Origin of the sequence: Sinorhizobium numidicum (assembly GCF_029892045.1) — a bacterium.
GTDB classification, from domain to species: Bacteria; Pseudomonadota; Alphaproteobacteria; order Rhizobiales; family Rhizobiaceae; genus Sinorhizobium; species Sinorhizobium numidicum.
Genome location: NZ_CP120367.1, coordinates 1,516,061 through 1,539,337 on the forward strand (window position 1 = coordinate 1,516,061; position 23,277 = coordinate 1,539,337).

The window sequence follows — 23,277 nt, forward strand, 5'->3', positions numbered from 1 at the left end:
GCGAAGACTGCCTTTTAATTCGGCAGCGAGAACACGGTGAGCGTGCCGCCGAGCGCAGTGTAGTTGCTGAGGGCGGAATAGCCGCCGACGGCTCCGAGACCGTCATTCGGGTTGGTCAGGCCAGCTGCCAGACCGATACCGGCCCAGCCGCCGACACCCGAGAGCACGGCCACATACTGCTTGCCGCCATGGGCATAGGTCATCACGTTGCCGATCACTCCGGAAGGCGTCTTGAAGCGATAGAGCTCCTTGCCTGTCGCGGCGTCGACCGCCTTCAGATAGCCCTCGAGCGTTCCGTAGAAGACCACATCACCGGCTGTTGCCAGAGCGCCCGACCAGACAGAGAACGGTTCCGGCAGGGACCACTTGATTTTGCCTTCCTTGTTGTCCCAGGCAATGAAGTTGCCCATGCCTCCGTGGCTATCTTTCGGCGGGTACATCGACAGCGTGGCCCCGACATAGGGCTGGCCGGCGGTGTAGCTTACGCGAAACGGCTCGTAGTCCATGCAGACGTGGTTGGTAGGCACGTAGAACAGCTCGGTTTTCGGCGAGAAGGCTGCGGGCTGCTGGTCCTTGGTGCCGAGTGCCGCCGGGCAGACACCGGTCGTGTTGGTGTCCTCGCCATTCTGCTCGGTCGAATACTGCGCCACGACCTGCGGCCGGCCATACTTGTCCGACTTCGGATCCATGACCACTTCAGTCGCCCAGTTGACGGTGGGATCGTATTTCTCCGCCACCAGCAGTTCGCCGGTAACGCTGTCCAGGGTATAGCCGAAGCCGTTGCGGTCGAAATGGGTCAGCAGCTTGCGATCCTTGCCGTCGATCTGCTGCTGCGTCAGGATCATCTCGTTGATACCGTCATAGTCCCATTCGTCATGGGGCGTCATCTGGTAGACCCATTTGGCCATGCCGGTATCGACATCGCGCGCCCAGATGGTCATCGACCAGCGGTTGTCGCCGGGCCGCTGGGTCGGATTCCAGGTCGAAGGGTTGCCCGATCCGTAATACATCAGGTTCTCTTCGGGATCGTAGGAATACCAGCCCCAGGTCGTGCCACCGCCGATCTTCCACTGATCGCCTTCCCAGGTGGTCAGGCCGGAGTCCTTACCGACCGGCTTGCCCAGATGGGTGGTTTTTTCGGGATCCATCAGCGTATCGCTGTCCGGGCCCATGGAGTAACCGCGCCACAGGAGCTTGCCGTCTGCCATCGAATAGGCCGTCACGGAACCGCGAACCCCGAACTCCCCGCCGGAAATGCCGACGATGACCTTGTCCTTCACCGGCATGACGGTGGCAGTATTGGTCTCGCCCTTCGCCGGATCGCCGTTCTTGACGCTCCAGATCACCTTGCCCGTCTTGGCGTCCAACGCCACGACGGTAGTATCAGCCTGATGCAGGAAGATCTTGTTATCGGCATAGGCCACACCGCGATTAACGGTGTCACAGCACATCACGGGAATGACTTCCGCATCCTGTTTCGGCTCGTAGCGCCAGACGATCTGGCCTTCCTTGCTGAGATCCAGCGCATAAACCGTATTCGGGAACGGCGTATGAACATACATCATGTCGCCGATGACCAGCGGCGAGCCTTCATGACCGCGCAGAACGCCGGTCGAGAAAGTCCACGCCACCTGCAGTTTGCTGACATTATCCTTGTTGATCTGGTCGAGTTTGGAGTAGCGCTGGTTGGCATAGTCGCCGGTCTGGATGGCCCATTGGTTGGGGTCATCGATTTGCTTTTGTAGTTCCGGGTTGGCGAGGGCGACCTGCGCGCCGCCTATCGACATGAAGGCAAGCATTGTAAGAAATCGTTTCATTTCTTCCTCCTTTTGAGTGCTGCCGATCAGGGCCATCACCCTCCTCGCCCCGGGAAAACCTTGCGGTCTCCTCTTTCCCGGTATCGGCTTGCGACACTGTTCCCCATGGGCTTGGCAAAGATTCATGCCCTGCCGGGGCCGCCTTCCACCTGCTGGTGTTTCCGCTCCTCCTCTTCGCGTTTAAGGAAACGTCGCCAAATATGCGATCAGATCGGCGCGCTCCTGATCCTTGCGCAATCCCGCAAAGGTCATCTTGGTGCCGGGCACGAACCCTTTCGGGTTGGTCAAAAACTCACCGATCTTGTCCGGCGTCCAGATCAACCCGGCCTCGGCCTCCTTGCTCATCGCGGCGGAGTAGGAGAACCCTTCGGCTTTCCCGGCCGGCCGGCCGATTACGCCGGTCAGCGCGGGGCCGGCCTTCGATTTGGCATCCGGACCGATCGCATGACAGGCCTGACACTTGCGAAATACTTTCTCGCCGGCCGCTGGATCGCCCGCTGCGGGATCCAGCGCAAGTGCCGGCGCAACCACGCCTGCAAAAGCTCCGCCGAATACGACTACAGCCGCCGTTAGGACACCAAGTCTTGAAGCCATTCGTTCCTCTCCCTTAGGCGGCGTTCAGCCGCTCTGCATGCCAGCGCACGTGGTCTTCGCCGAAGCTCGCCACGAAGTAGTAGCTATGATCGTATCCCGCCTGCATTCTGAGGACGCCGGCCTGCCGCCGCTCCGCCAGCAGCCGGGCCATTGCCTCGGGTTGCAGCTGCCCCAGGAACTGGTCGGCCGAGCCCTGGTCGATCAGGACATCGCCCTGCCAGCCGAGTTCGCTCAAGAGCAGGCAGGCGTCGTAATTGCCCCAATGGGCCTCGTCGTCGCCGAGATAGGCCGAAAACTGCTTGCGGCCCCAGTCAGACCGGGTCGGATTGACGATCGGCGCAAAGGCCGAAACCGAGCGGAACAATTCCGGATTGCGAAAGGCGATCGTCAGCGCGCCATGGCCGCCCATCGAATGCCCGGTGATGCCGTTGACGCCGTTGACCGGCAAGTGCTCCTGCAGTAGGGCGGGCAATTCGGTGACGATGTAATCGTACATCCGGTAGTGCCGTGCCCAGGGCTTCTGCGTCGCATTGACATAGAACCCCGCGCCCTGACCGAGATCATAGGCTTGGTCGTCGGCGACGCCTTCGCCGCGCGGCGACGTGTCGGGGAAGACCAGCGCTAGCCCCTGCTCCGCCGCGTGCCGCTGCAGGCCCGCCTTGGTCATGGCATTCTCATGGGTACATGTCAGCCCCGAGAGATACCATAAGAGCGGGACCGGACGCGTCCGCGCCTGCGGCGGCATATAGAGGCCGAATGTCATCTCGACGCCACAAACCTCGGACGCGTGCCGGTAAACCGACTGGGTCCCGCCGAAACATTGGTTTTGCGTTACAAGTTCCATCTTGACGCTCAATACAGGACGACGCTGCGGATGCTTTCGCCCGAATGCATCAGCTCGAAGCCCCTGTTGATGTCGTCGAGCGGCATCGTGTGGGTGATCATCGGGTCGATCTCGATCTTGCCTTCCATGTACCAGTCGACGATCCTCGGCACGTCGGTGCGGCCGCGGGCGCCGCCGAAGGCGGTGCCCATCCAGGAGCGGCCGGTGACCAGCTGGAACGGCCGTGTCGCAATCTCCTGGCCGGCGCCGGCAACGCCGATGACCACCGACTTGCCCCAGCCGCGATGCGAGGCCTCGAGCGCCTGGCGCATCACCTTGGTGTTGCCGGTGCAGTCGAAGGTGTAGTCGGCGCCGCCGATCTGGTCGGCGCCGCGCTTCGTCAGGTTGACGAGGTAGGGGACGATGTCGTCGCCGACCTCCTTCGGATTGACGAAATGGGTCATGCCGAAGCGCTCGCCCCATTCCTTCTTGTCGTTGTTGAGGTCGACGCCGATGATCATGTCGGCACCGGCAAGCCGAAGCCCCTGGATGACATTGAGGCCGATGCCGCCGAGGCCGAAGACGATGGCGGTCGAGCCGATCTCGACTCGTGCCGTATTGATCACCGCGCCGATGCCGGTGGTGACGCCGCAGCCGATGTAGCAGATCTTGTCGAACGGGGCGTCGGGGTTGACCTTGGCGACGGCGATCTCCGGCAGCACGGTGAAATTGGCAAAGGTCGAGCAGCCCATATAGTGGTGGATCTTGTCCTTGCCGATCGAGAACCGCGAGGTGCCGTCCGGCATCAGCCCTTGCCCTTGCGTGGCGCGGATGGCGGTGCAGAGATTGGTCTTACGGGAAAGGCACGAGGGGCAGGCACGGCATTCCGGCGTATAGAGCGGAATGACGTGGTCGCCCTTCTTCACGCTGGTGACGCCCGGGCCGACATCGACGACGATGCCGGCGCCCTCATGACCGAGGATCGCCGGAAACAGCCCTTCCGGATCGGCACCGGACAGGGTGAAATCGTCGGTGTGGCAGATGCCGGTCGCCTTCACCTCGACCAGCACCTCGCCGGCCCGCGGTCCCTCGAGCTCGACTTCGGTGACAACAAGGGGTTTTCCGGCTTCAACAGCCAGAGCAGCGCGTGTGCGCATGAAATGCCTCCCGGTAACTGCGTTATGTAGGGGTCGCCTTATGCGGCGTTGTCTGAAGATTACAGACGGGCCAAGCGCAATGACAATTGCGACCTTAGTGTGTAAATCGCCACCTTTGGCTTCTCCCTTAGTGCGCCTATACTGACGCTCGTTCGAACAGGGAGACACGAAGATGAGAGCCGCCTGTCATGCGCTTGGTCTGGCGCTTTGCCTAACGCAAGCTCCCGGCATTGCAGGCGCCGCGGATTTTTCCGATCCCGACTGGCCGTGCATTCAGCGCAAGGTCGAGAACCTGTCGGCGAGCCTGATGTGGCCGGCGCCGGTAACACGCATGCCACTTACGCCTGCGGCAAACGATCTCGTGGCGACCCTGTCGCTTCGGCGGGTCACGCTGGAAGAGGCAGAGGCCCATGTCCGGGCCTTCGTCGAGAAGACTGCTCCGGTGGACGGCCAACTGCTCGGCAATATCTTCCACGGCGTGTTTGAGAACCTCGCCGACAACCGGCAACGGCTGATCGCAGGGATTACCCGCTATTCTCGCAGCCAGATCGCACTGTCCTCCCGGATCGACGGCAGCCGGGTCGAGATGGCGAAGCTGACGGGCGAAACGAAACCTGATTTCGACCGTATCGACAAGCTGGAGGAACAGATGGACTGGGATGAACGCATCTACCGCGATCGCTCGCAGGCGCTCACCTATGTCTGCGAAACGCCGGTGCTTCTGGAAAAACGCGCCTATGCGATTGCCCAGATCCTGCTCAAGCATATGCCGCATTAAGCCATACTGCTACGGGTCCCACTCCAGCTCCGTATAGGCAACCGTGGCGTTGCGTGGGTTGAAGAGATCAAACAGTTGCCATCGACCCGCCTCGCTCCGGCCTATCGCCTCGGTCGCCGGCCCAAGCGCCAACCCATCGGCAAGTGCCCTCTGCGTATCGGCCTCCAGCACGCCGAGATAGCGCTCGAGCGGCTCAGCCGCCTGCGGCCAGTCGAGCAGCGGCCCGCCGTGGCCGGGCACGACCCGGCGCGCAGGAAGCGCCTTCATCCGTGAAAGAACGGCAAGCCAGCCGCGTAACGAGCCGTCGAGAGCCGGCGTGTGCGTGTCGAACAGCAGATCGCCGGCGAAGAGTATGCCGGAGGTCCGGTCAAAAACCGTCAGATCGGTGGCGGTATGCGCAGACGGCCATGCCCGGAGCTCCAGCACCCTGCCGCCGAGGTCGATCACCTCCTGTTCCGCGATCACCCGATCGGGCACGGGTGCCCGACTGCCGAGGAATGCCGCCTCGCCGATCAGCCGGGCAAAATTTGCCCGGTAGTTTTCGGCGCGATCGGCAAGCGCCCGCGGCAGGTTGGCCTGGCCAAGGATCACCGCCCCCGCCTCGCGAAGCGGCTCGGCGCCGAAAACGTGATCCGGATGCATATGCGTGAGGATCAGATGGGCAATCGGCAGGGCACTGCGTTCCCGGATCGCCAGATAGACCTCTTCGCCCACCTTGCGGGAGCCGCCGGCATCGATCACGGCGATGCTGCGCGAGCCGACAACGAAGGCAATATTGGAAACGTCGCCGACATTGGCCGGGTCCGGCTCCGCCACAGCGCCGCGATGCACGAAGACGCCGGGGGCCGCCTCGCTGAAGTAGAGGGCCGAGGTCGGCCTGGGCGCGCAGAATGGCAAGCCCTCCTCCTTCGCGCCGACCGGCTGGCGCGGAACCAGACGCGACGTGCGCTCGCAGGCCGCTTTCGTCTCGGCCGCAAAGCCGGGCAGCAGTGCGGTCCGGCAGGTCTCACCCGGCAGCGGCGCTTTGACGCCGGCGGCCGCAAGCATGCACATTGTCACGAACGCCTCGAACACGTTCAACCTCCCGTTGCCAGCGACCTGCAAAGCCTGCGTCCGCCCGTCTGACCCCGCAACACATCCGAAAGGCTTGGTTCTGTTCGTTAGGCTTTCGTCCTAAACTGGCGCGGCCCGACCCGGAGTCGTGCCCTGTCCTTGAAAACGGGGGCTTTGAACCATGAAGCTCATGTTCGCCGGTTTTTCCGTCATGCTGGCGGCAAGCCTCGCATCCGCCCAGCAGGAGACGCCCGACAATCCGCTTGTCGAAGGCCCCACTTGGAACGAACTAAAAGACGATATCGTCGGCAAGACGGCCATTCTCGACGGCGCCGCCCTATTCTCCGTCACGGCCCCCTACCGCGCCAATGATGCCGCCACGGTGCCTGTCACGATCGAGCAAACGGAGCCGGCGGCCGGCCCGATCGATTCCATCAAGCTGGTGATCGACGAGAACCCCGCGCCGCTGGCCGCAGAAATCCGCTTCGGCCGTGCCATGGCGCCGCTCAAATTCGAAACCCGCGTCCGCGTCAACCAGTATTCCAACATCCGTGTCATTGCCGAGACACCGCAAGGCAGCTTCATGAACGGCCGCTTCGTCAAAGCCTCGGGTGGCTGCTCGGCGCCGGCCACGAAGGATCCCGTCGCGGCCCTGAACGGCATGGGAGAGATGCGGGTGAAACTCTTCGACGGTGAGACGCCGACGTCGAACGCCCGCCGTGAGGCGCAGATCATGATCCGCCATCCGAACTATTCCGGCCTGCAGCGCGACCAGATCACCCAACTGTTCATCAGTGCGCATTTCATTACCCAACTCGAGGTGAAGCAGGGCGACGACCTGCTGTTTGCGCTCGACGGCGGGATTTCGGTCAGCGAGAATCCGGTGTTCCGCTTCAGCTATACCGACAACGGCGCAACGGACTTCACCGTCCATGCCGTCGATACGGAGGGCAATGTCTTCGACCGTGTTTTGCCGAAGACACCGCCCGTCTAGAGCATCCCGCTTTCAAGCGGAACCGCTGAAAGCGGACAAGATGCTCTAGAATCTAGAGTGCTAGAGCGTCCTTTGTGCGTTCACTTGAACGCACGGCGCTCTGGAGCGTGGGTCAGAAGCACAGTATCTCCGCCTCTGCCTGGGCGCGTCTCAGATCGGCCACCATAGTGCGGGGCACGACCGCCGACTTGAACATGGCCATCTGTTCGCCGCCCGCCTGCTGGAGCGAGAGCACCGCTTCGGCTTCGGCATATTTGCGATAAGGCAGGATGGAAGCGATCACGTCGATCGAGCAGGCACATTGGCGCAACACCGTCCGGTTCTGGCCGTTGGCCGCCATGCAACCGAACACATAGTCGGCCCGGGCCTCCGTCGGATAGTCGTTCAGGCGCTGCGACATGCTTTGCCCGCCGGCCGGCACCGCCGCTGCGACGATCGCCAGCGCCGATATGGCGGCCCGCATCATGGCCGGCCCTCCCCCGCCGCTTTCAGGGTAATGGCATTCGAATAGCCGACCTCCGCCCCGCCGGCGGCCGCAGGAACGGTGGCAACCAGCGAATAGTACCAGCCAGGAATGTCTTCCGAGACGGTGACGGCGAGCGCCAGTTCGGAAAACCGCCCCATCCGCTCGCGCGCCTTGTCGTTCGTGAACGGCCGGATCGTCACCTCCCGCGCGGCGATGTCGCGGTTCTGGTAGTCGAGCGACACGGGCACGACTTGCGCATCCCGCAGCAGGGCCTCCTTGATCCGGTTGCGCATATAGAAGGGGCTGCCGCCCGATTGAAGGGCGACATCGGCAAGCACGCTTTCAAGGAAATACATGATGACGGGATTGCCGACCGAGACCGGATAATTGCCAAGCCCGCGGGACCGGGTGCCCTGATACAGCGTCAGGGCGACATTGTCGTCGGGTTGGATCTTCAGCCCGATGCTGAAGCTACCGTCTGCCCGCCCTTCGTCGGCACCAGATATGACCCTGTTGTAGACGAGCGTGCTTTGGCTGGCTTCGCCGCCGCCCGGCACCCCCTCGAGCCCCTTCAGCGCGGCCGACCGGAAGAGAAGCTCGTAAGTTTCGGCAGCCGCCAACGGCCCGTGGCCTATTCCGAGCAGGAACAGAGCAAGCAGAAGAAGAGTACGCATCGCAGACCTCCCGTTTTGGGCCCTGTTTCCGGGCTCCCGTTTGTTGGCGAGAAGCCTAGCAGTGGCTGCGGCAATGTCACCGGAGACCTTTGTCTGTGTTTGTTTTACGCCACGCGTGCCCGGGTCTTCCAATCGATCAGTGCCCGCAGCCGCACCAGTTGCACCGGCTTGGCGAGCACGGCGAACGACATTTCGTTGCTGAGCCGCAGAAAATCCCGCTGCCGGTTGGCCGAAATGATGACCGCTGGGATTTCGACTCCCGCCAGCGCGCGCAGCGTACGGATCGTTTCTATGCCATTGTCGCCGTCGTCTAGCTGATAATCGGCCAGCAGAATGTCGGGCGCAGTGCCGATTTCCTGCATCAGCGCCGCAGCATCGGCCGTCGAGCCGGCCGCCAGAACGCTCGCTCCCCAGCTCTCCAGCATCTGCGTCATCGCGTGAAGCTCGTCGGCATCGTTCTCGACAACCATGACGATGAGATCGAGGCTGCCATCGAGCATCGGCTCCATTATCGGATCTTCGCAGGCGCTGGCATGGCCAGGCACGGCCAGTGGCACCTCGATCGAAAAGACGGAGCCACAGCCGGGCCGCGACACCAGCCGGATGGGATGTTCGAGATGCCGGCAGGCGCGCTCGACGATCGACAGGCCAAGTCCCATGCCGGTGCCTTTCCCCGCACCGCCGGCCCGGGTGAACTCGTTGAAGATCCGTGTCTGGTCCTCCTCCGAAATGCCGATACCGGTATCCCACACTTCGATCAGCAGCCGATTGCCGCGCAGGCGGCAACCAACCAGCACACGGCCACGCTCCGTATACTGAACGGCGTTCACCACCAGGTTCTGGATGCAGCGCATCAGGTACCGCTGATCGCTGGTGACCCAGCGCGTGGAAGGGACTATCCGCAGATCTATCCCCTTTTCTGTCGCCAAGGGCGCCAGATCCTCGGCCAGGCCCTGCAGCAGCCTTCCAAGGCTGAACGAAGTGATGTTGAACTCGGCCCCAGAACTGTCGAGGCGCGAAATATCGAGAAGCGCCTGCAGAAGCGATTCGATCGAGGTGAAGGAGCGGTTGAGCCGGCTGACGACTTCCGTCGCCCCCGGCTGCTCTACCGTATCCGTCAACATCGAGAGATAGAGTTTCGCGGCATTGATCGGCTGAAGAAGGTCATGGCTGGCGGCCGCCAGAAAGCGGGTCTTGGATGTGTGAGCTGCTTCGGCCGCTTCCTTGGCCAGCCGAAGCGCGCCTTCGATCTTGGTTTGCTCATTGGCATGGATCTGCAGCAGGCGATTGGCCTCAGTCAGTTCCGCGGTCCGCTCCTGTACACGTCGCTCCAGAAGCGCCGCCGCCTGGGTCTCCGTCGTCACGTCCATGATCGACACGATGAATCCGTCGTCAGGCAAGGAACGGATGCGGATGTCGAGGCTCATCCCGTCGCGCCGCCGGAACCGTTCCTGCGCCGTCTCGCCGCGGCGCATCGCCTTGAACCAGCCCGCAAATTCGGACCGACCGCCTTTGCGGTCGAGAATCTCGTGACGCTCGACATGTTCAACGATGCGCTGGAAGCGACTTCCCTTCTTCAGAAGCGACAGCGGCACGCCGAGAAGCTCGCCGAAGCGTTCGTTGCGAACAAGCAATTCGCCGCGCGAAGAAAACGTGCAGATGCCGAGCGACATGTGATCGAAAGCGGCCTGGAGGAAATGAGCCTGCTGGTCGATCAGGCGGTTCTTCTCGCGCCGGTTCTCCCGCACGATGTCGGTGATTTCGGTCTGCAGGACGGTGATGTTGTCGGAACTGGTCTGCCTGTAGGAGATCTGGAACCAGCGGTCGTTCCTGAGCGCCATCACGAAGGACGAAAAGCGCTGACCGAGCCTCTGCGCCTTCACCATCGGCTGGGCGCGGCCAGTCACCCCTTTTTCGTCCGGGTTCAGATATTTGCTGGCGTTGACGGCCGCGAGATAGTCATCGAAACCGAGGCCGGGTTTGATTAGCGGCTCGACATCCGGAAGCAAGTGCCGGAACTGGGCATTGCACACCTGCAACCGGTCTTCAGAGAAGAGGGCGAAGCCGCCTTCCATGGCCACCATGGCATCGGCAAGGTTTCTCTGGATGCGCTCCTGCGCCTGATACGCGATCTCAAGCTCGCTCGACGCCCTGCCGAGCGTGTCGAGGGCTTTTTCCAGATCCTTGGTCTTTTCCCAGACCTCGGCCTGCAGGGCGATGGCCGATTCGAAGAGCGAATAGGCAGAGCCGCCGACTTCATGACCGCGCTCGGCCCGGTTGATCAGGGCCTCGATAATCTTGGCCTGCTTGGCAATCTGGATCTCGTACGGTTCATCCGGATCGATCACAGCGGTGCGCCTCCCTTTGGCCGGAAAAAGGCGACGCCGACAAAGGTCTGGTTCACATGCACACCGAGATGCTGTTCGCCATAGGTGCTGAAGCCGACGACCCGGCGCTGCCGGAACTGCTCGGACGCTTCGCCGTCCAGGCCCTTGCGCTCGATCTCAAGCTTGCGCAGATAGCAGTCGAAACCAAGGATGAAATCGGGCGCTTCACCGTCCTTGTCGCTGACCGCAAGCCCCGTATCGAGCGTGCGGATGATTTCCTTGCCGCGACCGAGCGTCAACAGCAGGCCGTCGTCGATCGCCGAAAGGAAGGTGAGGCCATGTTCGCCGTGAATCTGCTGGATCGCCCGCACATGATAGAGATTGCGATTGCGCACCAGCACCGGGTTCTCGGCGAAAATCATCGGCGACAACTCGGCAACCGGCACCTTGACAAGCCGGGCATATTCCTTTGCCGCCGGTGAGCCGTTAATCTCCAGAACCAGCCGCTCCTCCGGAACGGCCCGGGTAACCACCATGCGTTTTTCCGTGGGCTGGAAATGGTCGAAGCCGAGACCGCTAAAGGCCAGATCGGTCTCCAGCAGAAGAAGAAGCGCGGCGTTGCTGTGGAACTCTCCATTGCGCAGCACCTGCGTACGCTCGAACCGCAGCCCGTCGCCGGCCGACCCGCCAAACACGGGAATGTCCTTCAGTCCGGCCTCCAGGGCAGCCACCAGGATATCCTCCTGTTTGGACAGCCCGTCGGCAAAGATCAGGGCAAGGCGCTTTCGGCCCGGCGTTGCGCGAAACTGCGCGGCGAGTCGCTCCGTCTGCGACACGACATCGGCAATCGAAAACGGCGAGATCGGTTCGAACAGGGTCGAGGCCACCCGAAAGTGACGCCGCTCGAAGGCGATCGCCAGCAATGCGTCGTCTTCATACCCCCGCGACGTGATCTGGCCGGCCGTCGTGCAACCGAAGACAACCATATCCGGTAACGCCCCTCGCAGGGACTTGGCAACGTCATCGGGCTGCAGTCTGTTCGGCACGAACAGAAGGACGAAGCTTGGCCTTGCCGTGGCGAGCTGCCGTCTGATCTCGGCAAGGGCAACGGCTGCATCATCGGCATGCGATACGGCGAGCCGCACCGCCTCTGCCGGATTGCGGTCAAGATCGTCGACAGCCGTCATGCGCCGTCATCCTCCACTTCCAGGCCCGGGGCCTTGTGCCGGCATGCCTCATTGCAGGCTGTGGCGGATGGAGACTTCGCGCACCAGCATCGCCGCCTGTGTGCGATTATGGACGCCCAGACGCCGGAGAAGCGCCGTGATATGGGCTTTGACGGTGGCCTCGGCCAGTTGCATCTCGTAGGCGATCAGCTTGTTCGGCATCCCTTCGCAGATCAGCCCCAGAATGCGGGTCTGCTGCTGCGACAAATGGGCGATTTTGCGCGAGATCGTTTCCACCGACCGGTCCGTGGCCGGGGCGCGGGCAGGCATCGTGTAGCCGGGCGGCACATAGGTCTTGCCGTTCCAGATATCCTGCATCGCCTCCTGGAAATGCTGGCGGCCGATATCCTTGGGGATGAAACCCGCGGCACCGGCGGCAATGACCGACTGGATGACACCTTTGGACGTGATCGCCGAGATCACGATCACCGGGACATCGGGCGTCTTTTCCTTGATCTTCAGAAAACCGCTCAGACCCGACGCATCGGGCAGATTCAAATCAAGTATGATCAGATCGGGGGAAAACCGCAGTCGCAGTTGCTGCAGCGCCTCACCCAGCGAAGTCGCTGTCCGAATTCGACGCGTATTGAAGGTGCTTTCCATCGTCGCCGCTAGAGCATCGCAATAGAGCGGATGATCATCGATCACCAGCGCCGATTTTATCGAAAGCGAGTGGTCGGACAAAGCGGTCCGCGACATGGCGCTCCTCCCAAAAATATTTTCTAGTTAAGGGAGCAGCCTCAAACGACTCCAAACATCACCGGATAATATCTCTGCTCCCAATGCGGCCATGCTCTCCTCAGCACGACAGCAAGGAGTTTGTCGCATAGTTTTCCAGGCCGTGCAAATCCCGAGTGCAGGGCTCCCGCAATTGCGGGACCATCCGCCATCCGGCGGCAACGTGCAGGAGGCGACGTCATGTTGCTCGGACAAGTTCGGCGGTGGGCGGTGACAGCAAGTTCAGGCAGGCGTTTCGGTCACGGCTTTCCATTGCGCATTGCGCGTAGGCGATGAAGGTGGATGGCAAATACGGAGTGTTTCGGATGCACCAACAGCCCACTCGGCAGCGTCAAGAAAGCTTGCCCACATCTGTAGGGATGCCCCTACAGCCGAGTTGTCACGCCAGCGCGGCGAAGATCAAAACTGCATAGGTTAGTTGGTGCATCAATTGATCGGCGCCATGCATTGCCCAGAAGGCACGTGTAGTTGCATCGGCGCGGCTGTGGTGTGACAGGGCGGCCTTCACATGATCGATCAGGTAGTGGACAACGAACTCGGCTAGTACGAGAATGGCGCCGCGTTCCAAACCGACACCGGCCATTGTCAGCGCCGGAATGGTTCCAAGGGCATGAACGCCAGCGTGAACATAACCGCCGATCATCCGGAAGTCGCCTTTGCCGCGCAGAATCCAGGCCGGCTGCAGCACGTAATCAGCGACAAAATGCTTGACCTGCATGCAAGCGAGCATCGCCACCGTCGTCATCGCCATTTCCATTGCTTCCTCCCTTGGATGCAAGGTCAAAACGGTCAATCGTATGGATCGCAACCGGCTTCGCCTTCCCGCGAACGGTGGCAAGGCCGAGCGACCTGATCAGCGGTATTGCGCCGAACCCTCGCGCGGTGGCTTCGCCGAGCACGATTTCGACGCCATGCTCCTTGGCGACCCCCACCAGACGGCTGGCCAGATTGACCGTGTCGCCGATGGCGGTGTAGCTCAGCCGCTCCGCGGATCCGATGTTGCCGATCAGCGCCGTCCCGCTGTTGATGCCGATACGCACGCGAACTTCATCGTGCTCGGGCGAGACCGGCTGTTGCTCATGCATCTTCTCCCGGATCGCGATCGCGGCGCGACAGGCTCGCGCCGCGTGATCGGCCTGCCTCCCTGGCGCGTTCCAGATCGCCATGACGGCGTCGCCGATGAACTTGTCGACGGTGCCGCCCTCGGCATGAACCGCGCCGACGGCAATCGTCAGGAAACGCGTCAGCTGCGGCTCGACACCTGGCCCGAGCCTTTCCGTCAACTCCGTGAAGCCAGGTAAATCGGCGAACATCACCGTTATTTCGCACAACTCGCCGCCCGGCTTCGGCTCGATGCTGCCTTCGACCAGGGGGCGCACGACGTCGAGCGGCATATAGCGCGCGAAAGCCGAAAGCCCTACCGACATGCGATTCAGCGCCTGGGAGAAATCGTTGAGCTCGGCGAGAAATGTGGGTTGATGCCGGACACTCTCCAACGAGAAACGCTCGACGGCGCGCAACTGCGCCGCAAGGCGGCCGAGCGGACGGGCAAAGAGGAGATTGGCGAAGGCGACCGCCGTTACTGCCGCCAGCCCAGCGATGGCGAGCACGACGATGGCAATACGCCGAATATTCTTGTCTATGCTGCCCGCGAAGGTCGATCGCGGAGTTGCAGTGACCAGCCGCCAGTTTTCGAATGGCAGTCGCGAGGACGACACGAAGACGGGCCCCAATGCCGCATTTTGCATCACGACGCGAAACGCTGTGCCCCTGTTGATTGCCACAGCCTCAGCCGCGGCCGCCGCAACCGCATCGGAGGCGGGGAAATCGGAGAAATGTGCTGCCATCACGCCGTCGGAGGGCTCCGAGGTTGCCAGCACGCGGCCGTTCTCATCAAGGACGAAGGCTTTGCTCCGAGCCGGAACATTGAGTGCTTGGAGCGCTTGCGATAGACGTCTCAGGCTGACTGCCACCATCACCACGCCTGTGAACTTGCCGAAGGTCTCGACGCGCTTCGACAATACAATGGAAGGCTCGAAGCCGTTCGGCAGAACATTGGTGACTGTCCAGACCGGATCCCCGCTCTCCTTACCGTGGCGATACCAAGGCGCGCCGAGTGCCACATAGGCGCTCTCGGCCTTGACGCGCTGCTCAAAGAAGATGTCCCCGGGGATCGGTCGATAGAGGTCACGTCGAAGCGGTCGGGGTTCTCCCGGTGCGGCAGCCCCGATTTCAACCATTTCGATCGAGCCGTCGGAGGTCGCATGCGAGCCGAAGAAGCGCCCATCCGGGAAACCGAATCCGATCCAGGCTATCGCCGGCTGCTCCCGCAGCAGCGAAAGGAAAAGGAATTCGCGCTTGACCTCATCATCGGCCATGATCGCACCCTGGAAGAAAATGGAACGGACGATCTCGGCGGTACTCGACACGAGAGCCAGGGTCGAGGAGAGGTCATTCCTGACGGATCCGGCCGTCTGCGCATCGAGGCTCGCGACGATTTCTTCGACGTTTTCGCTGGCGGCGCGCTGCCATATGAGGTGGATGAGCGCCGCGGTGGACAGAACAGCGAGCAACAGCAGCACGACGACGACCTGTCCCAGCTTCGGGCGATACATGGCGCTACTCGTTTTGCCCGGTGATCAGCCGGACGGCGCGATCGTTTCGGACATAGGCTAAGGCCCAGTCGAGAAAGACGACGAGGCGGTTGCGGAAGCCCACGAGGAACCAGAGGTGGGCGAAATTCCAGACGAGCCACGCCGCATAGCCTGAGAGCCAGGCCTTTCCGAAATCCGCGACCGCGGCCTTCCGCCCGATGGTCGCGAGATTGCCGTAGTCGCGATATCGAAAAGGCGCCGTTGACCGGCCGGCTATCTGGTCCAGGATCGCGCGGGTCGCATAGCGACCCATCTGCTTGGCCGCCGGCGCCACGCCGGGAACGGGGCGCCCGGTTGCATCGATCACGGCAGCGGTGTCGCCGATCACGAAGATCTCATCATGCCCGGGCGGATTGAGGTGCTCGTTGACCTTCACCCGTCCGGTGCGGTCGGCCGGCGCACCGAGCCACTTCGCCGCCCGCGAGGCCATGACGCCGGCAGCCCAGAGAACGCAGGCCGAACCGATTTCCGTTCCATCGCCAAGCTGTACGCCGCGCTGGTCGCAGCCTGCGACGGCGGAGCCCAGCACGACCTCAACGCCAAGCGCTTCGAGTTGATCGCGAGCCTTGCCAGAAAGCGCCGGCGGCATGGTCGGCAAGATCCGTTCACCCGCCTCGATCAGTATGACGCGGGTGGACGAGGCATCGATGTGCCGGAAGTCGCGAACGATCGTCTTTCGGGCAAGCTCGACGATCGCTCCAGCAAGCTCGACGCCGGTCGGCCCCCCACCGACGACGACGAAGGTCAGCAGTCGCTCGCGCAACTGCGGATCTTCGGTCACCTCCGCCCGTTCAAAGGCCGAGAGGATGCGCGCCCGGATCGCCGTCGCATCGGCGATGGTCTTAAGGCCCGGCGCATGATCGGCCCATGCATCGTTTCCAAAATAAGTGTGGCGCGCGCCGGTCGCGACGATCAGGTAATCATAGGCTATGCGACGACCGGTGGTGACGACGCATCTTGCTGCCACGTCGATCGACTCGACCCTGTTCATCAAGACCGTGGCATTCGATTGCCGCGAAAGGATGCGCCGGATCGGCATGGCAATCTGCGCCGGAGAGAGCCCGGCCGTTGCGACCTGATACAGCAGTGGCTGGAACAGGTGATAGTTTCGCCGGTCGATCACCGTGACGTCGACCGGTGCACGCCGAAGCGATATCGCCGCGCTCAAGCCGCCGAAGCCTGCGCCGAGGATGACCACGCGCGGCCGAGGCTCGGGCTGGTGCGCGCCGGTCGTGCCGGCACGCACCGATGCGCTTTCGTGTAGCGTCACGACCATCGCTCAGCCTCCGGCGCGGATGCGTTGCGCGATAAGGTGATCTACGGAAACGAAGCCGGCGCCACGCGAGAGCATGAGCAGAAGAAGGCTCGCCCACATCAGATGCTCGGCCCAGTGGCCGGGATAGACGAAGACCTGGATGGTGGCGACGACGCCGAGAAGCATCAGCGAGGCCAGCCGCGACAGCAACCCGATGGACAGCATCACGGCACCGCTGAGCTCCGCCGCCGTCGCCATGGTTGCCGCGAGAGCGGGATCGATCAGCGGCAACCGGTACTCGAAGGCGAACAACTGCAGCGTCACCGGCCACGAGCCGAGCTTCGTCTGGGCGGATTGCCAGAAGACCTCGGCGACGGCGACGCGCGCGCCGAGTTGCACGATCGACAGCGGCAGCGCCGTCGCCCACTCCACGAGCCTGTCGTGAAGCCTGTAGATGGATCTCGAACCGCTTGCCGGCGTGATGTGCATCGTGGTCATGACATTTTCTCCTGGTTGGACCTGTCCTTCATGCGATGGATGCCGGTCACCAGCCCATTGACGAAAAGGCTGGTCAGCGCCCGGGCGAGATCGAAATCAGGCGATCGACGACAGGCGCGGGAAACGGCAGCTTCGAGGCTCCTGCCGCGCATCAGCTCGTATCGAAATGCGAATTCCGCAGCGTCGATGCGCATGAAGCGCACGGCGTCCCCGTGTCGCCAAAGCGCAATGCGTTCCGCTCCGCGCCGCAGGGCGAGGAGCTTGTCCGGATCTGCACCCTGCTGGTGTGCCGTCCAGACGCTGAGGGCGGGCCAACGGCAGAGCAAGAGCCTGAGCGACGGCTGCAAGGTCAGCTCCAGCGATCCGCTCGAAAGCCCCTCATATGCCTCGATGAGCGTAGATGACCGCTTCAGCGGCGCGTCGAGCGCTTCGGCGATGTGCCACTCCAGCCGCGCGGTCTCGGCGACGAAAGGCATTGTGGCGGTTTCCTCGAAGCGCGCGAGGAACGCGGCGAACCCAGCACCATAGCGGGCCAGCCGCGGCTCGCTCGGCGGGTGACTGCGGATGAAGCAGCTGGCGACGAAGCTGAAGTAGCGCTCGTCGAGCAACTGGACCGTAACCGGAAATACAGCCTTCAACGTCGCTGTCAGCGAGGCGCGCGTGTTGTTCCGGTAGATGTTAAGCCGCCGGGCCGGATCGAAGCGGCCGCGCGCCAGGAGCGGCAGGATATCGACCGGCTCGGCCGTGATGACCGCGCGTGCGACGACGCTCTGCAGGCTTTCAATGGAGGACATGACCGGCCCTCCTGCGATCCGCTGCAGCATCACGGGACGCCGCCCGAACCGCCGCGATCGCCGCCAGGGCCGGGAACCTGATGCCATTCTCGTCGTCGCGACGGGGCAGCGTCATGGCCTCGAACCGGCTGTCCAACTTCGCGGCTAGTGGCGCTTCGCCGCGGCTGTCGAAGGCGATGCGACTGGCGAGCATGTCCGCCCACATCGCCTCGCCCAGCAGCACCTCGAGCGGTGGCACATCCGTGTCCCATTCGATCAGGGTCGGCCGGGGGCCGATCTTGCGGATGGCATGGGCATACAGCGACCAGACGGCCGGCGGCACGTGCGATCCATGGTCGTCGATGAGGATCACATCTCCATCCGCCTCGTTGACCGCGTGACCGGCGAGGTGGATTTCGCCGATCGCCTCAGGTGGCAACGCATCGATGAAGGCGGGGGCATCGAAATCGAGGTTGTTCGCGGACACGTAGACATTGTTGACATCCAGCAGCAATCCGCAGCCCGTACGGCTAACGAGCTCGGATAGAAACTCGGCCTCGGTCATGGTCGAATCCGCGAAGGCGAGGTAGGCGGACAGGTTTTCGATGAACACCCGGCGCTTAAGAGTGTCCTGCAATCGTCGGACGTTGCGGGCGACGATGGCGAGCGCCTCTTCATCATAACGCAGCGGCAGGAGGTCGTTGAGGTAAGCGCCGTCGGCGACGCTCCAGGCAAGGTGCTCCGAGACGATCGCAGGCTGGAAACGCTCGCAAACGAGACGCAACCGTTCCAGGTGCGTCGCATCGAGACCGGAGGCGCCGCCAAGCGACAACCCGACGCCATGCACGGAAAGCGGGTAGATCTCGCGCAGCTTTTCGAGCGCGTCAACGGCCGCCGATTGGCCCATGTAGTTTTCGGCGTGCACCTCCAGCCAGCCCGCAGCGGGCCTGCGGGACAGCATTTCGGCGATGTGGATCGAACGGAGGCCGATGCCCGCAGCGCATGGCACCGGGTGGATTGGAAAGGTCTTGGGCATCGGTCAACTCCCTTTGAATGTCGTTGAAGGTCAGGTAGTTACGCTTTCGGTTCGTCGCTCCCGCCGGCAATTTTTCCACACGTGCCCGCGGGCACGTAGATCCAGGCGTCCGACTGGTCGTCCGCCGTCGAGGTGCCGGCGCAGGAATGGGTCGCGGTCTGGCAGTCGTTCTGCCCCGCCTTCGCGATGCCGTAACATTTCTCGAACGAGAACTCGGGCTGGGCGGCCGGTCCTGCGGACGCCGTGGAGGCCGAAACAGAGGCGATTGCCGCGAGCGCGGAACCGATGAGTGTACGAGTGCTGATCATTGAACATCTCCTGGATCTGATTTTGCACCAGGCCGGGTATCGGCCTGATGCAGTGAAGCTTGGCAGATGGCTCTGACGCTTTGAAATGCTGTTCGGGCATGGTTTCGATAGGCTCGAACTATCCGCCGGCCGCATAAGCCGACAAAAAAAATGCCCCCCAGTTGGGGGGCAGTGCTGCCAGCGGGAGGGACATGGCAGGAGGCTTGCGGGAGGAGAGATCGCACGCGCGACGACAGGCAAGGTGACCGGAGGCGTCGCTCGTTGCCGGGCTAAAGGTAGCGCTCCCTGATATCAACGCTGGAACGCTTGCCGATGTCGTCGTAGTTCGTCGTCAGCCACTCCTCCGCGCATTGTCGTCCGCGGTCGCGAAGGTCCACGAGTGCTCCCCATTCGGCATTGAGCTTGCTCGAAACGCTGAGATTCTTCATCGTCTCGTCATCCGAGATGCCGTGCACGAAGATGCGTTTGAGATCGAGCGAATGGCCGGCCTCCGATTCGATCAACTGCGTGACGAAGGCGATCGCCCGCATCTCCCGCAGCAGCGAAGAGTTGAAACTGATTTCGTTGATCCTGTTCAGGATTTCGGCCGCCGTGCGCGGCAGTTCCGTCCGCTCGAGCGGGTTGATGTGGACGACCAGCACGTCCGGCGTGTCACAGCCATATATCAGCGGGAAGATCGCAGGGTTTCCCATATAGCCGCCGTCCCAATAGGCTTCGCCGTCGATCTCGACCGCTTGAAAGAGGAACGGCAGGCAGGCCGATGCCATCACCGCATCGATCGAGATATCGTCGTTCGAGAACACCTTGACCTTGCCGGAACGCACATTGGTGGCGCAGATGTTCAGCTTGACCGGACAACGGCTCATGCGGATCGCGTCGAGGTCGATCGATTGTTCGAGCACCTGCCGTAGCGGATTGTAGTTCAGCGGATTGAACTGGTAGGGAGACAGGAGCCGCGTCACCATGTCGAAAATGACAAAGGCCGGCGAGTACTCCAATGATCGCGATCCGGTGATGCGATCAAGCAGGCTTGGCTGAAGTGGACTGAAGGCAGCCGAGTGGCTGATGCGGCGCCAGAAATTGGCGAGCGCTCTTTGCGCGCCGCTGCGCCCGCCGTCCGCAAGCCCATAGGCAAGGACGGCAGCGTTCATCGCGCCGGCACTGGTCGCGACGATGCCCTCGAAGGACAGATTCGGTTCGTCGAGCAATCGGTCGAGAACGCCCCAGGTGAATGCGCCGTGCGCACCCCCGCCCTGTAGCGCCAGGTTTATCATTCGCGGCGCGCGCGCCTCGGGGATCGCCGAGCCGTCCTTCTCCTGCCGCGCCGGCAGGTCCAATTTGGCGTGCTTGTTCATCGCTCTCTCCTCTTTCGCCGCTCCGATCAGTGAGCCGTCCACCCGCCGTCGACGGGGATGGCAGCGCCTGTGATGGAGGCGGCCGAGCTGCTGCACAGGAAGACACTCAACGCTCCCAGCTCCTCGACGGTGGCGAAACGCTTCGTCGGCTGGTCCTTCAGGAACACATCGCGGATGACGGCGTCGCGGGCGATGCCGTGGGATTTTGCCTGGCCGTCGATCTGCTGCTCGACGAGCGGCGTCCAGACATAGCCAGGGCAGATCGCATTCGCGGTCACCCCGAACTCGGCGCCCTCCAGGGCAATGACCTTCGTAAGGCCGACGAGACCATGCTTGGCCGCGACATAGGCCGACTTGTAGGGCGAAGCGACGAGCCCATGAGCGGAGGCGACATTGATGATTCGGCCGTAACCGCGGGCCCGCATCGGCGCATAGGTAGCCTGAACCAGATGAAAGGCGGCGGAAAGATTGATCGACAGGATCGCGTCCCATTTGGCTGCCGGGAACACCGCGATCGGAGCGACGTGCTGGATCCCGGCATTGTTGACGATGATGTCGATCTGGCCAAACCGTGCGCTTGCGCGCTCGACCATCATCCGGATCGCATCCGGGCTCGACATGTCAGCGCCGTCGAAGGCGACGTCGACGTCATTTTCCTCAGCCATGGCAGCGCGCTGCCGCTCGATCTCCGTCGGATCGCCAAAACCATTGAGCATGACGGCTGCGCCCGCCTTGGCGAGCGCCTCTGCGATGCCCAGGCCGATGCCGCTTGTCGAGCCGGTTACGATGGCGCTGCGGCCCTCGAGCGACCTCCGCCCGAACATCGAGTCGATCTCTGCACCGGGTCCTTTGAGCATTTCCAAGTCTCCTCACATTTGGCCGGTTGACGTTTTCGAGGAGAGAATGGCGCCGTATTCATTCCAACTGAAATGCCGGTGTGCTATGAAATCGATAGGTGAATTGCATTGGTGAAGCCGGGGCGCGCATAGGAAGTTGGCCGTCTCTATTACAGCGCCGTGCGCCTTTTCAGACGCACAAAGGGGCTGCAGCACTTTGAATGCTGCATGTTTTTATCCTTGAACCGGTTCCGATTTAAGGAAACATGCAGTTAAAACCTGCGGGGGCGGGTATGGACATTCACCACGTACGGTATTTTCTGGCGGTCTGCGAAACGAGAAACTTCACGCGTGCAGCTGAGAAGTGCAACGTGACGCAGCCGGCACTTAGTCGGGCTATTCAGCAGCTTGAAGACGAGGTCGGCGGCCTTCTGTTCCGGCGCGAACGGAATTTAACGCACCTGACAGATCTCGGAAATCTACTGCGACCGCGCTTTCAATCGATCCTCGACGAGCTGTCGGGCGTCAGGCAGGAGGCGTCGCGCTTCCTCTGCCTTGAAGACGCGCATGTGAAGGTCGGTATCATGTGCACGATCGGGCCACGCAGGTTCACCGGCCTCCTCACCGATTTCAACATGCGCTATCGGGGTATCCAGCTTCAGCTCGTCGAAGGCGTGCCGTCCAAGCTTTCCGAACTGCTTGAGGCCGGAGAGATCGACGTCGCCATCATGGCGAGCAGCGATCGCTTCCCTGAGCGCTTCGACGTGACCCCGCTGTTTCGTGAACGATTCATGCTCGCCTTTCCCGCCGGTCACCGTCTCTGTAAATACGATGCGGTTCCCATCACCGCCATAGATGGCGAAATCTATCTCAGACGCGTGAACTGTGAGTATTGGGATTATCTGACGCAGCTTTGCGAGTCCTTTGGTGTGAAGACGCAGATTTCCTATTCCAGCGAGCGCGAGGACTGGATCCAGAACATGGTGGCCGGCGGGCTCGGGATCTGTTTCATCCCAGAATACAGCGCCGTCATTCCGGGATTGCAGGTGCGGCCTGTCGCCGACCCGGAAGTCACGCGGGAGGTGTGTCTCGTGATCGTCGCGGGTCGACGGTTCTCCCCCGCGGTCGCCACCTTCGTCGCGGCGGTGAAGTCCTACGGCTGGGCGGCGCCGCATTCCGCAATCGACATGCGACGCATTGCCTGAGCCGCCAACCGCGGACCGAAGCTTTATCCGCAAACGCCCGCGCGTCCCCTCGGCCTCAATAGCTCTGAGCTATGGAATTCAAAAGCAGCCGGCATTTCTTTGACGCCGAAATGTCCCGCAATCTTCTGGTGCCCGCCGGAATATCTCTGGCGGGGCGACAAAGGAGAACCGGACATGATTGACAAGCTCATCGCATTCCGCCTGCCGTTGACCGTTGCTGCAGCACTCGGTCTCTTCGCTACGACCTCGGCGCTGGCGGGCGAATGCCCCAAGGATCAGGTGGCGGCGAACGCCATGGAGCCGGGCGCCACAGCACCGGAAGGTGTCACCGATGACGTTCTCGCCTCGATCGATCTTTCCTCGAAGGGAGGCGACTGGAAAGGAAACGCGCTTCGGATGCGCAAGCTGGTCGTCCAGCCGGGCGGCGTCGTGCCGTGGCATTCGCATGACGCGCGTCCTGCCAGCATCCTGATCCTTGAAGGCACGATCACGGAATATCGCAGCAGCTGCAAAGTCCCGATCGAACACAAGGCGGGTGAAGTCACTGCCGAATTCGGCGATCTTGCCCATTGGTGGAAGAACAACGGCGCGAAGCCGGCCGTACTCTACTCGGCCGATATCCTACCGCCGATGGCCAGCGACGCCGACACCATGTGATCTCACGGCACGCCGAATATCAACCCAACCCGGACGTTTCCCGCCATCGGCCG

The 23,277-nt window shown here is 62.4% G+C and carries 23 protein-coding genes; 4 read left to right on the forward strand and 19 right to left on the reverse strand.

Going from position 1 to position 23,277, the window contains the following annotated elements:
- Positions 1-14: 14 nt before the first annotated feature.
- The 4 genes from xoxF5 to PYH37_RS07255 all read right to left on the reverse strand — a co-directional run bounded on the left by xoxF5 (position 15) and on the right by PYH37_RS07255 (position 4,391).
- Positions 15-1,817 carry a lanthanide-dependent methanol dehydrogenase XoxF5 gene (gene xoxF5 / locus PYH37_RS07240; RefSeq protein ID WP_280730759.1) on the reverse strand — a complete coding sequence of 601 codons (1,803 nt, stop codon included), beginning with the start codon at positions 1,815-1,817 and terminating at the stop codon, positions 15-17.
- A 180-nt stretch (positions 1,818-1,997) separates the two neighbouring features.
- Entirely contained in the window at positions 1,998-2,411 is a 414-nt protein-coding gene (locus PYH37_RS07245) for a c-type cytochrome (protein ID WP_280730760.1), read from the reverse strand.
- Positions 2,412-2,424: 13 nt separating this feature from the next.
- Positions 2,425-3,255: an S-formylglutathione hydrolase gene (gene fghA / locus PYH37_RS07250; RefSeq protein WP_280730761.1), complete on the reverse strand. Its 831-nt coding sequence runs from the start codon at positions 3,253-3,255 to the stop codon at positions 2,425-2,427.
- Positions 3,256-3,263: 8 nt separating this feature from the next.
- Positions 3,264-4,391, reverse strand: a complete 1,128-nt coding sequence (locus PYH37_RS07255) for an S-(hydroxymethyl)glutathione dehydrogenase/class III alcohol dehydrogenase (protein WP_280730762.1) — start codon at positions 4,389-4,391, stop codon at positions 3,264-3,266.
- Between the two features lie 172 nt (positions 4,392-4,563).
- Between PYH37_RS07255 and PYH37_RS07260 the strand changes: the two genes are divergently transcribed.
- On the forward strand, positions 4,564-5,169 hold the full coding sequence (locus PYH37_RS07260) for a hypothetical protein (RefSeq protein ID WP_280730763.1): 606 nt from the start codon (positions 4,564-4,566) through the stop codon (positions 5,167-5,169).
- Positions 5,170-5,178: 9 nt separating this feature from the next.
- Here PYH37_RS07260 and PYH37_RS07265 read toward each other — a convergent pair whose 3' ends face one another.
- Positions 5,179-6,243, reverse strand: a complete 1,065-nt coding sequence (locus PYH37_RS07265; RefSeq protein WP_280730764.1) for a quinoprotein relay system zinc metallohydrolase 2 — start codon at positions 6,241-6,243, stop codon at positions 5,179-5,181.
- A gap of 160 nt (positions 6,244-6,403) precedes the next feature.
- Here PYH37_RS07265 and PYH37_RS07270 point away from each other — a divergent pair, with 160 nt between their 5' ends.
- On the forward strand, positions 6,404-7,216 hold the full coding sequence (locus PYH37_RS07270; protein ID WP_280730765.1) for a quinoprotein dehydrogenase-associated SoxYZ-like carrier: 813 nt from the start codon (positions 6,404-6,406) through the stop codon (positions 7,214-7,216).
- Positions 7,217-7,328: 112 nt separating this feature from the next.
- Here the strand turns inward: PYH37_RS07270 and PYH37_RS07275 are convergent, their stop codons facing one another.
- The 14 genes from PYH37_RS07275 to PYH37_RS07340 all read right to left on the reverse strand — a co-directional run bounded on the left by PYH37_RS07275 (position 7,329) and on the right by PYH37_RS07340 (position 21,383).
- Entirely contained in the window at positions 7,329-7,682 is a 354-nt protein-coding gene (locus tag PYH37_RS07275) for a hypothetical protein (RefSeq protein WP_280730766.1), read from the reverse strand.
- Positions 7,679-8,356 carry a hypothetical protein gene (locus PYH37_RS07280; RefSeq protein ID WP_280730767.1) on the reverse strand — a complete coding sequence of 226 codons (678 nt, stop codon included), beginning with the start codon at positions 8,354-8,356 and terminating at the stop codon, positions 7,679-7,681. The genes PYH37_RS07275 and PYH37_RS07280 overlap by 4 nt, the downstream gene beginning before the upstream one ends.
- Before the next feature lie 104 nt (positions 8,357-8,460).
- Positions 8,461-10,704 (reverse strand): hybrid sensor histidine kinase/response regulator, encoded by a 2,244-nt coding sequence (locus tag PYH37_RS07285; protein WP_280730768.1) that lies wholly within the window; start codon positions 10,702-10,704, stop codon positions 8,461-8,463.
- Complete coding sequence (locus tag PYH37_RS07290) at positions 10,701-11,870, reverse strand: FIST signal transduction protein (protein WP_280730769.1); 1,170 nt, start codon at positions 11,868-11,870, stop codon at positions 10,701-10,703. The genes PYH37_RS07285 and PYH37_RS07290 overlap by 4 nt, the downstream gene beginning before the upstream one ends.
- 48 nt (positions 11,871-11,918) lie before the next feature.
- Complete coding sequence (locus PYH37_RS07295; RefSeq protein WP_280730770.1) at positions 11,919-12,608, reverse strand: response regulator; 690 nt, start codon at positions 12,606-12,608, stop codon at positions 11,919-11,921.
- Between the two features lie 418 nt (positions 12,609-13,026).
- Complete coding sequence (locus tag PYH37_RS07300; RefSeq protein WP_280730771.1) at positions 13,027-13,404, reverse strand: DUF3307 domain-containing protein; 378 nt, start codon at positions 13,402-13,404, stop codon at positions 13,027-13,029.
- Positions 13,340-15,262, reverse strand: a complete 1,923-nt coding sequence (locus PYH37_RS07305) for an adenylate/guanylate cyclase domain-containing protein (RefSeq protein ID WP_280730772.1) — start codon at positions 15,260-15,262, stop codon at positions 13,340-13,342. The genes PYH37_RS07300 and PYH37_RS07305 overlap by 65 nt, the downstream gene beginning before the upstream one ends.
- 4 nt (positions 15,263-15,266) lie before the next feature.
- Positions 15,267-16,577, reverse strand: coding sequence for an NAD(P)/FAD-dependent oxidoreductase (locus PYH37_RS07310; protein WP_280730773.1), 1,311 nt, complete (start codon positions 16,575-16,577; stop codon positions 15,267-15,269).
- A 3-nt stretch (positions 16,578-16,580) separates the two neighbouring features.
- Positions 16,581-17,054, reverse strand: coding sequence for a DoxX family protein (locus PYH37_RS07315; protein WP_280730774.1), 474 nt, complete (start codon positions 17,052-17,054; stop codon positions 16,581-16,583).
- The gene (locus PYH37_RS07320; RefSeq protein ID WP_280730775.1) at positions 17,051-17,848 is read right to left on the reverse strand and encodes an HvfC/BufC family peptide modification chaperone; all 798 of its coding nucleotides are present in this window, start codon (positions 17,846-17,848) and stop codon (positions 17,051-17,053) included. The genes PYH37_RS07315 and PYH37_RS07320 overlap by 4 nt, the downstream gene beginning before the upstream one ends.
- The gene (gene bufB / locus PYH37_RS07325; protein WP_280730776.1) at positions 17,835-18,863 is read right to left on the reverse strand and encodes an MNIO family bufferin maturase; all 1,029 of its coding nucleotides are present in this window, start codon (positions 18,861-18,863) and stop codon (positions 17,835-17,837) included. Before bufB ends, PYH37_RS07320 begins: the two co-directional genes overlap by 14 nt.
- A gap of 38 nt (positions 18,864-18,901) precedes the next feature.
- Positions 18,902-19,171 carry a BufA1 family periplasmic bufferin-type metallophore gene (locus tag PYH37_RS07330; protein ID WP_280730777.1) on the reverse strand — a complete coding sequence of 90 codons (270 nt, stop codon included), beginning with the start codon at positions 19,169-19,171 and terminating at the stop codon, positions 18,902-18,904.
- Positions 19,172-19,440: 269 nt separating this feature from the next.
- A complete protein-coding gene (locus PYH37_RS07335; RefSeq protein WP_280730778.1) occupies positions 19,441-20,526 on the reverse strand; it encodes a patatin-like phospholipase family protein in 1,086 nt (361 codons plus the stop codon).
- Between the two features lie 26 nt (positions 20,527-20,552).
- Positions 20,553-21,383, reverse strand: a complete 831-nt coding sequence (locus PYH37_RS07340; RefSeq protein ID WP_280730779.1) for a 3-hydroxybutyrate dehydrogenase — start codon at positions 21,381-21,383, stop codon at positions 20,553-20,555.
- 272 nt (positions 21,384-21,655) lie between these two features.
- Here PYH37_RS07340 and PYH37_RS07345 point away from each other — a divergent pair, with 272 nt between their 5' ends.
- Positions 21,656-22,567, forward strand: a complete 912-nt coding sequence (locus PYH37_RS07345; RefSeq protein WP_280732437.1) for a LysR family transcriptional regulator — start codon at positions 21,656-21,658, stop codon at positions 22,565-22,567.
- Positions 22,568-22,741: 174 nt separating this feature from the next.
- Positions 22,742-23,224, forward strand: a complete 483-nt coding sequence (locus PYH37_RS07350) for a cupin domain-containing protein (protein ID WP_280730780.1) — start codon at positions 22,742-22,744, stop codon at positions 23,222-23,224.
- Positions 23,225-23,277 lie beyond the last annotated feature (53 nt).

What these genes read in the sequence shown, in the direction of transcription:
- PYH37_RS07280 (WP_280730767.1), bottom strand. Translation starts at nt 8,356, where the DNA reads ATGCGTACTCTTCTTCTGCTTGCTCTGTTCCTGCTCGGAATAGGCCAC.
- PYH37_RS07260 (WP_280730763.1), top strand. Translation starts at nt 4,564, where the DNA reads ATGAGAGCCGCCTGTCATGCGCTTGGTCTGGCGCTTTGCCTAACGCAA.
- PYH37_RS07335 (WP_280730778.1), bottom strand. Translation starts at nt 20,526, where the DNA reads ATGAACAAGCACGCCAAATTGGACCTGCCGGCGCGGCAGGAGAAGGAC.
- PYH37_RS07310 (WP_280730773.1), bottom strand. Translation starts at nt 16,577, where the DNA reads ATGGTCGTGACGCTACACGAAAGCGCATCGGTGCGTGCCGGCACGACC.
- PYH37_RS07315 (WP_280730774.1), bottom strand. Translation starts at nt 17,054, where the DNA reads ATGACCACGATGCACATCACGCCGGCAAGCGGTTCGAGATCCATCTAC.
- xoxF5 (WP_280730759.1), bottom strand. Translation starts at nt 1,817, where the DNA reads ATGAAACGATTTCTTACAATGCTTGCCTTCATGTCGATAGGCGGCGCG.
- PYH37_RS07255 (WP_280730762.1), bottom strand. Translation starts at nt 4,391, where the DNA reads ATGCGCACACGCGCTGCTCTGGCTGTTGAAGCCGGAAAACCCCTTGTT.
- PYH37_RS07350 (WP_280730780.1), top strand. Translation starts at nt 22,742, where the DNA reads ATGATTGACAAGCTCATCGCATTCCGCCTGCCGTTGACCGTTGCTGCA.
- PYH37_RS07330 (WP_280730777.1), bottom strand. Translation starts at nt 19,171, where the DNA reads ATGATCAGCACTCGTACACTCATCGGTTCCGCGCTCGCGGCAATCGCC.
- PYH37_RS07305 (WP_280730772.1), bottom strand. Translation starts at nt 15,262, where the DNA reads ATGTATCGCCCGAAGCTGGGACAGGTCGTCGTCGTGCTGCTGTTGCTC.
- PYH37_RS07320 (WP_280730775.1), bottom strand. Translation starts at nt 17,848, where the DNA reads ATGTCCTCCATTGAAAGCCTGCAGAGCGTCGTCGCACGCGCGGTCATC.
- PYH37_RS07345 (WP_280732437.1), top strand. Translation starts at nt 21,656, where the DNA reads ATGGACATTCACCACGTACGGTATTTTCTGGCGGTCTGCGAAACGAGA.
- PYH37_RS07275 (WP_280730766.1), bottom strand. Translation starts at nt 7,682, where the DNA reads ATGATGCGGGCCGCCATATCGGCGCTGGCGATCGTCGCAGCGGCGGTG.
- PYH37_RS07295 (WP_280730770.1), bottom strand. Translation starts at nt 12,608, where the DNA reads ATGTCGCGGACCGCTTTGTCCGACCACTCGCTTTCGATAAAATCGGCG.
- PYH37_RS07340 (WP_280730779.1), bottom strand. Translation starts at nt 21,383, where the DNA reads ATGCTCAAAGGACCCGGTGCAGAGATCGACTCGATGTTCGGGCGGAGG.
- bufB (WP_280730776.1), bottom strand. Translation starts at nt 18,863, where the DNA reads ATGCCCAAGACCTTTCCAATCCACCCGGTGCCATGCGCTGCGGGCATC.
- PYH37_RS07270 (WP_280730765.1), top strand. Translation starts at nt 6,404, where the DNA reads ATGAAGCTCATGTTCGCCGGTTTTTCCGTCATGCTGGCGGCAAGCCTC.
- fghA (WP_280730761.1), bottom strand. Translation starts at nt 3,255, where the DNA reads ATGGAACTTGTAACGCAAAACCAATGTTTCGGCGGGACCCAGTCGGTT.
- PYH37_RS07290 (WP_280730769.1), bottom strand. Translation starts at nt 11,870, where the DNA reads ATGACGGCTGTCGACGATCTTGACCGCAATCCGGCAGAGGCGGTGCGG.
- PYH37_RS07245 (WP_280730760.1), bottom strand. Translation starts at nt 2,411, where the DNA reads ATGGCTTCAAGACTTGGTGTCCTAACGGCGGCTGTAGTCGTATTCGGC.
- PYH37_RS07300 (WP_280730771.1), bottom strand. Translation starts at nt 13,404, where the DNA reads ATGGAAATGGCGATGACGACGGTGGCGATGCTCGCTTGCATGCAGGTC.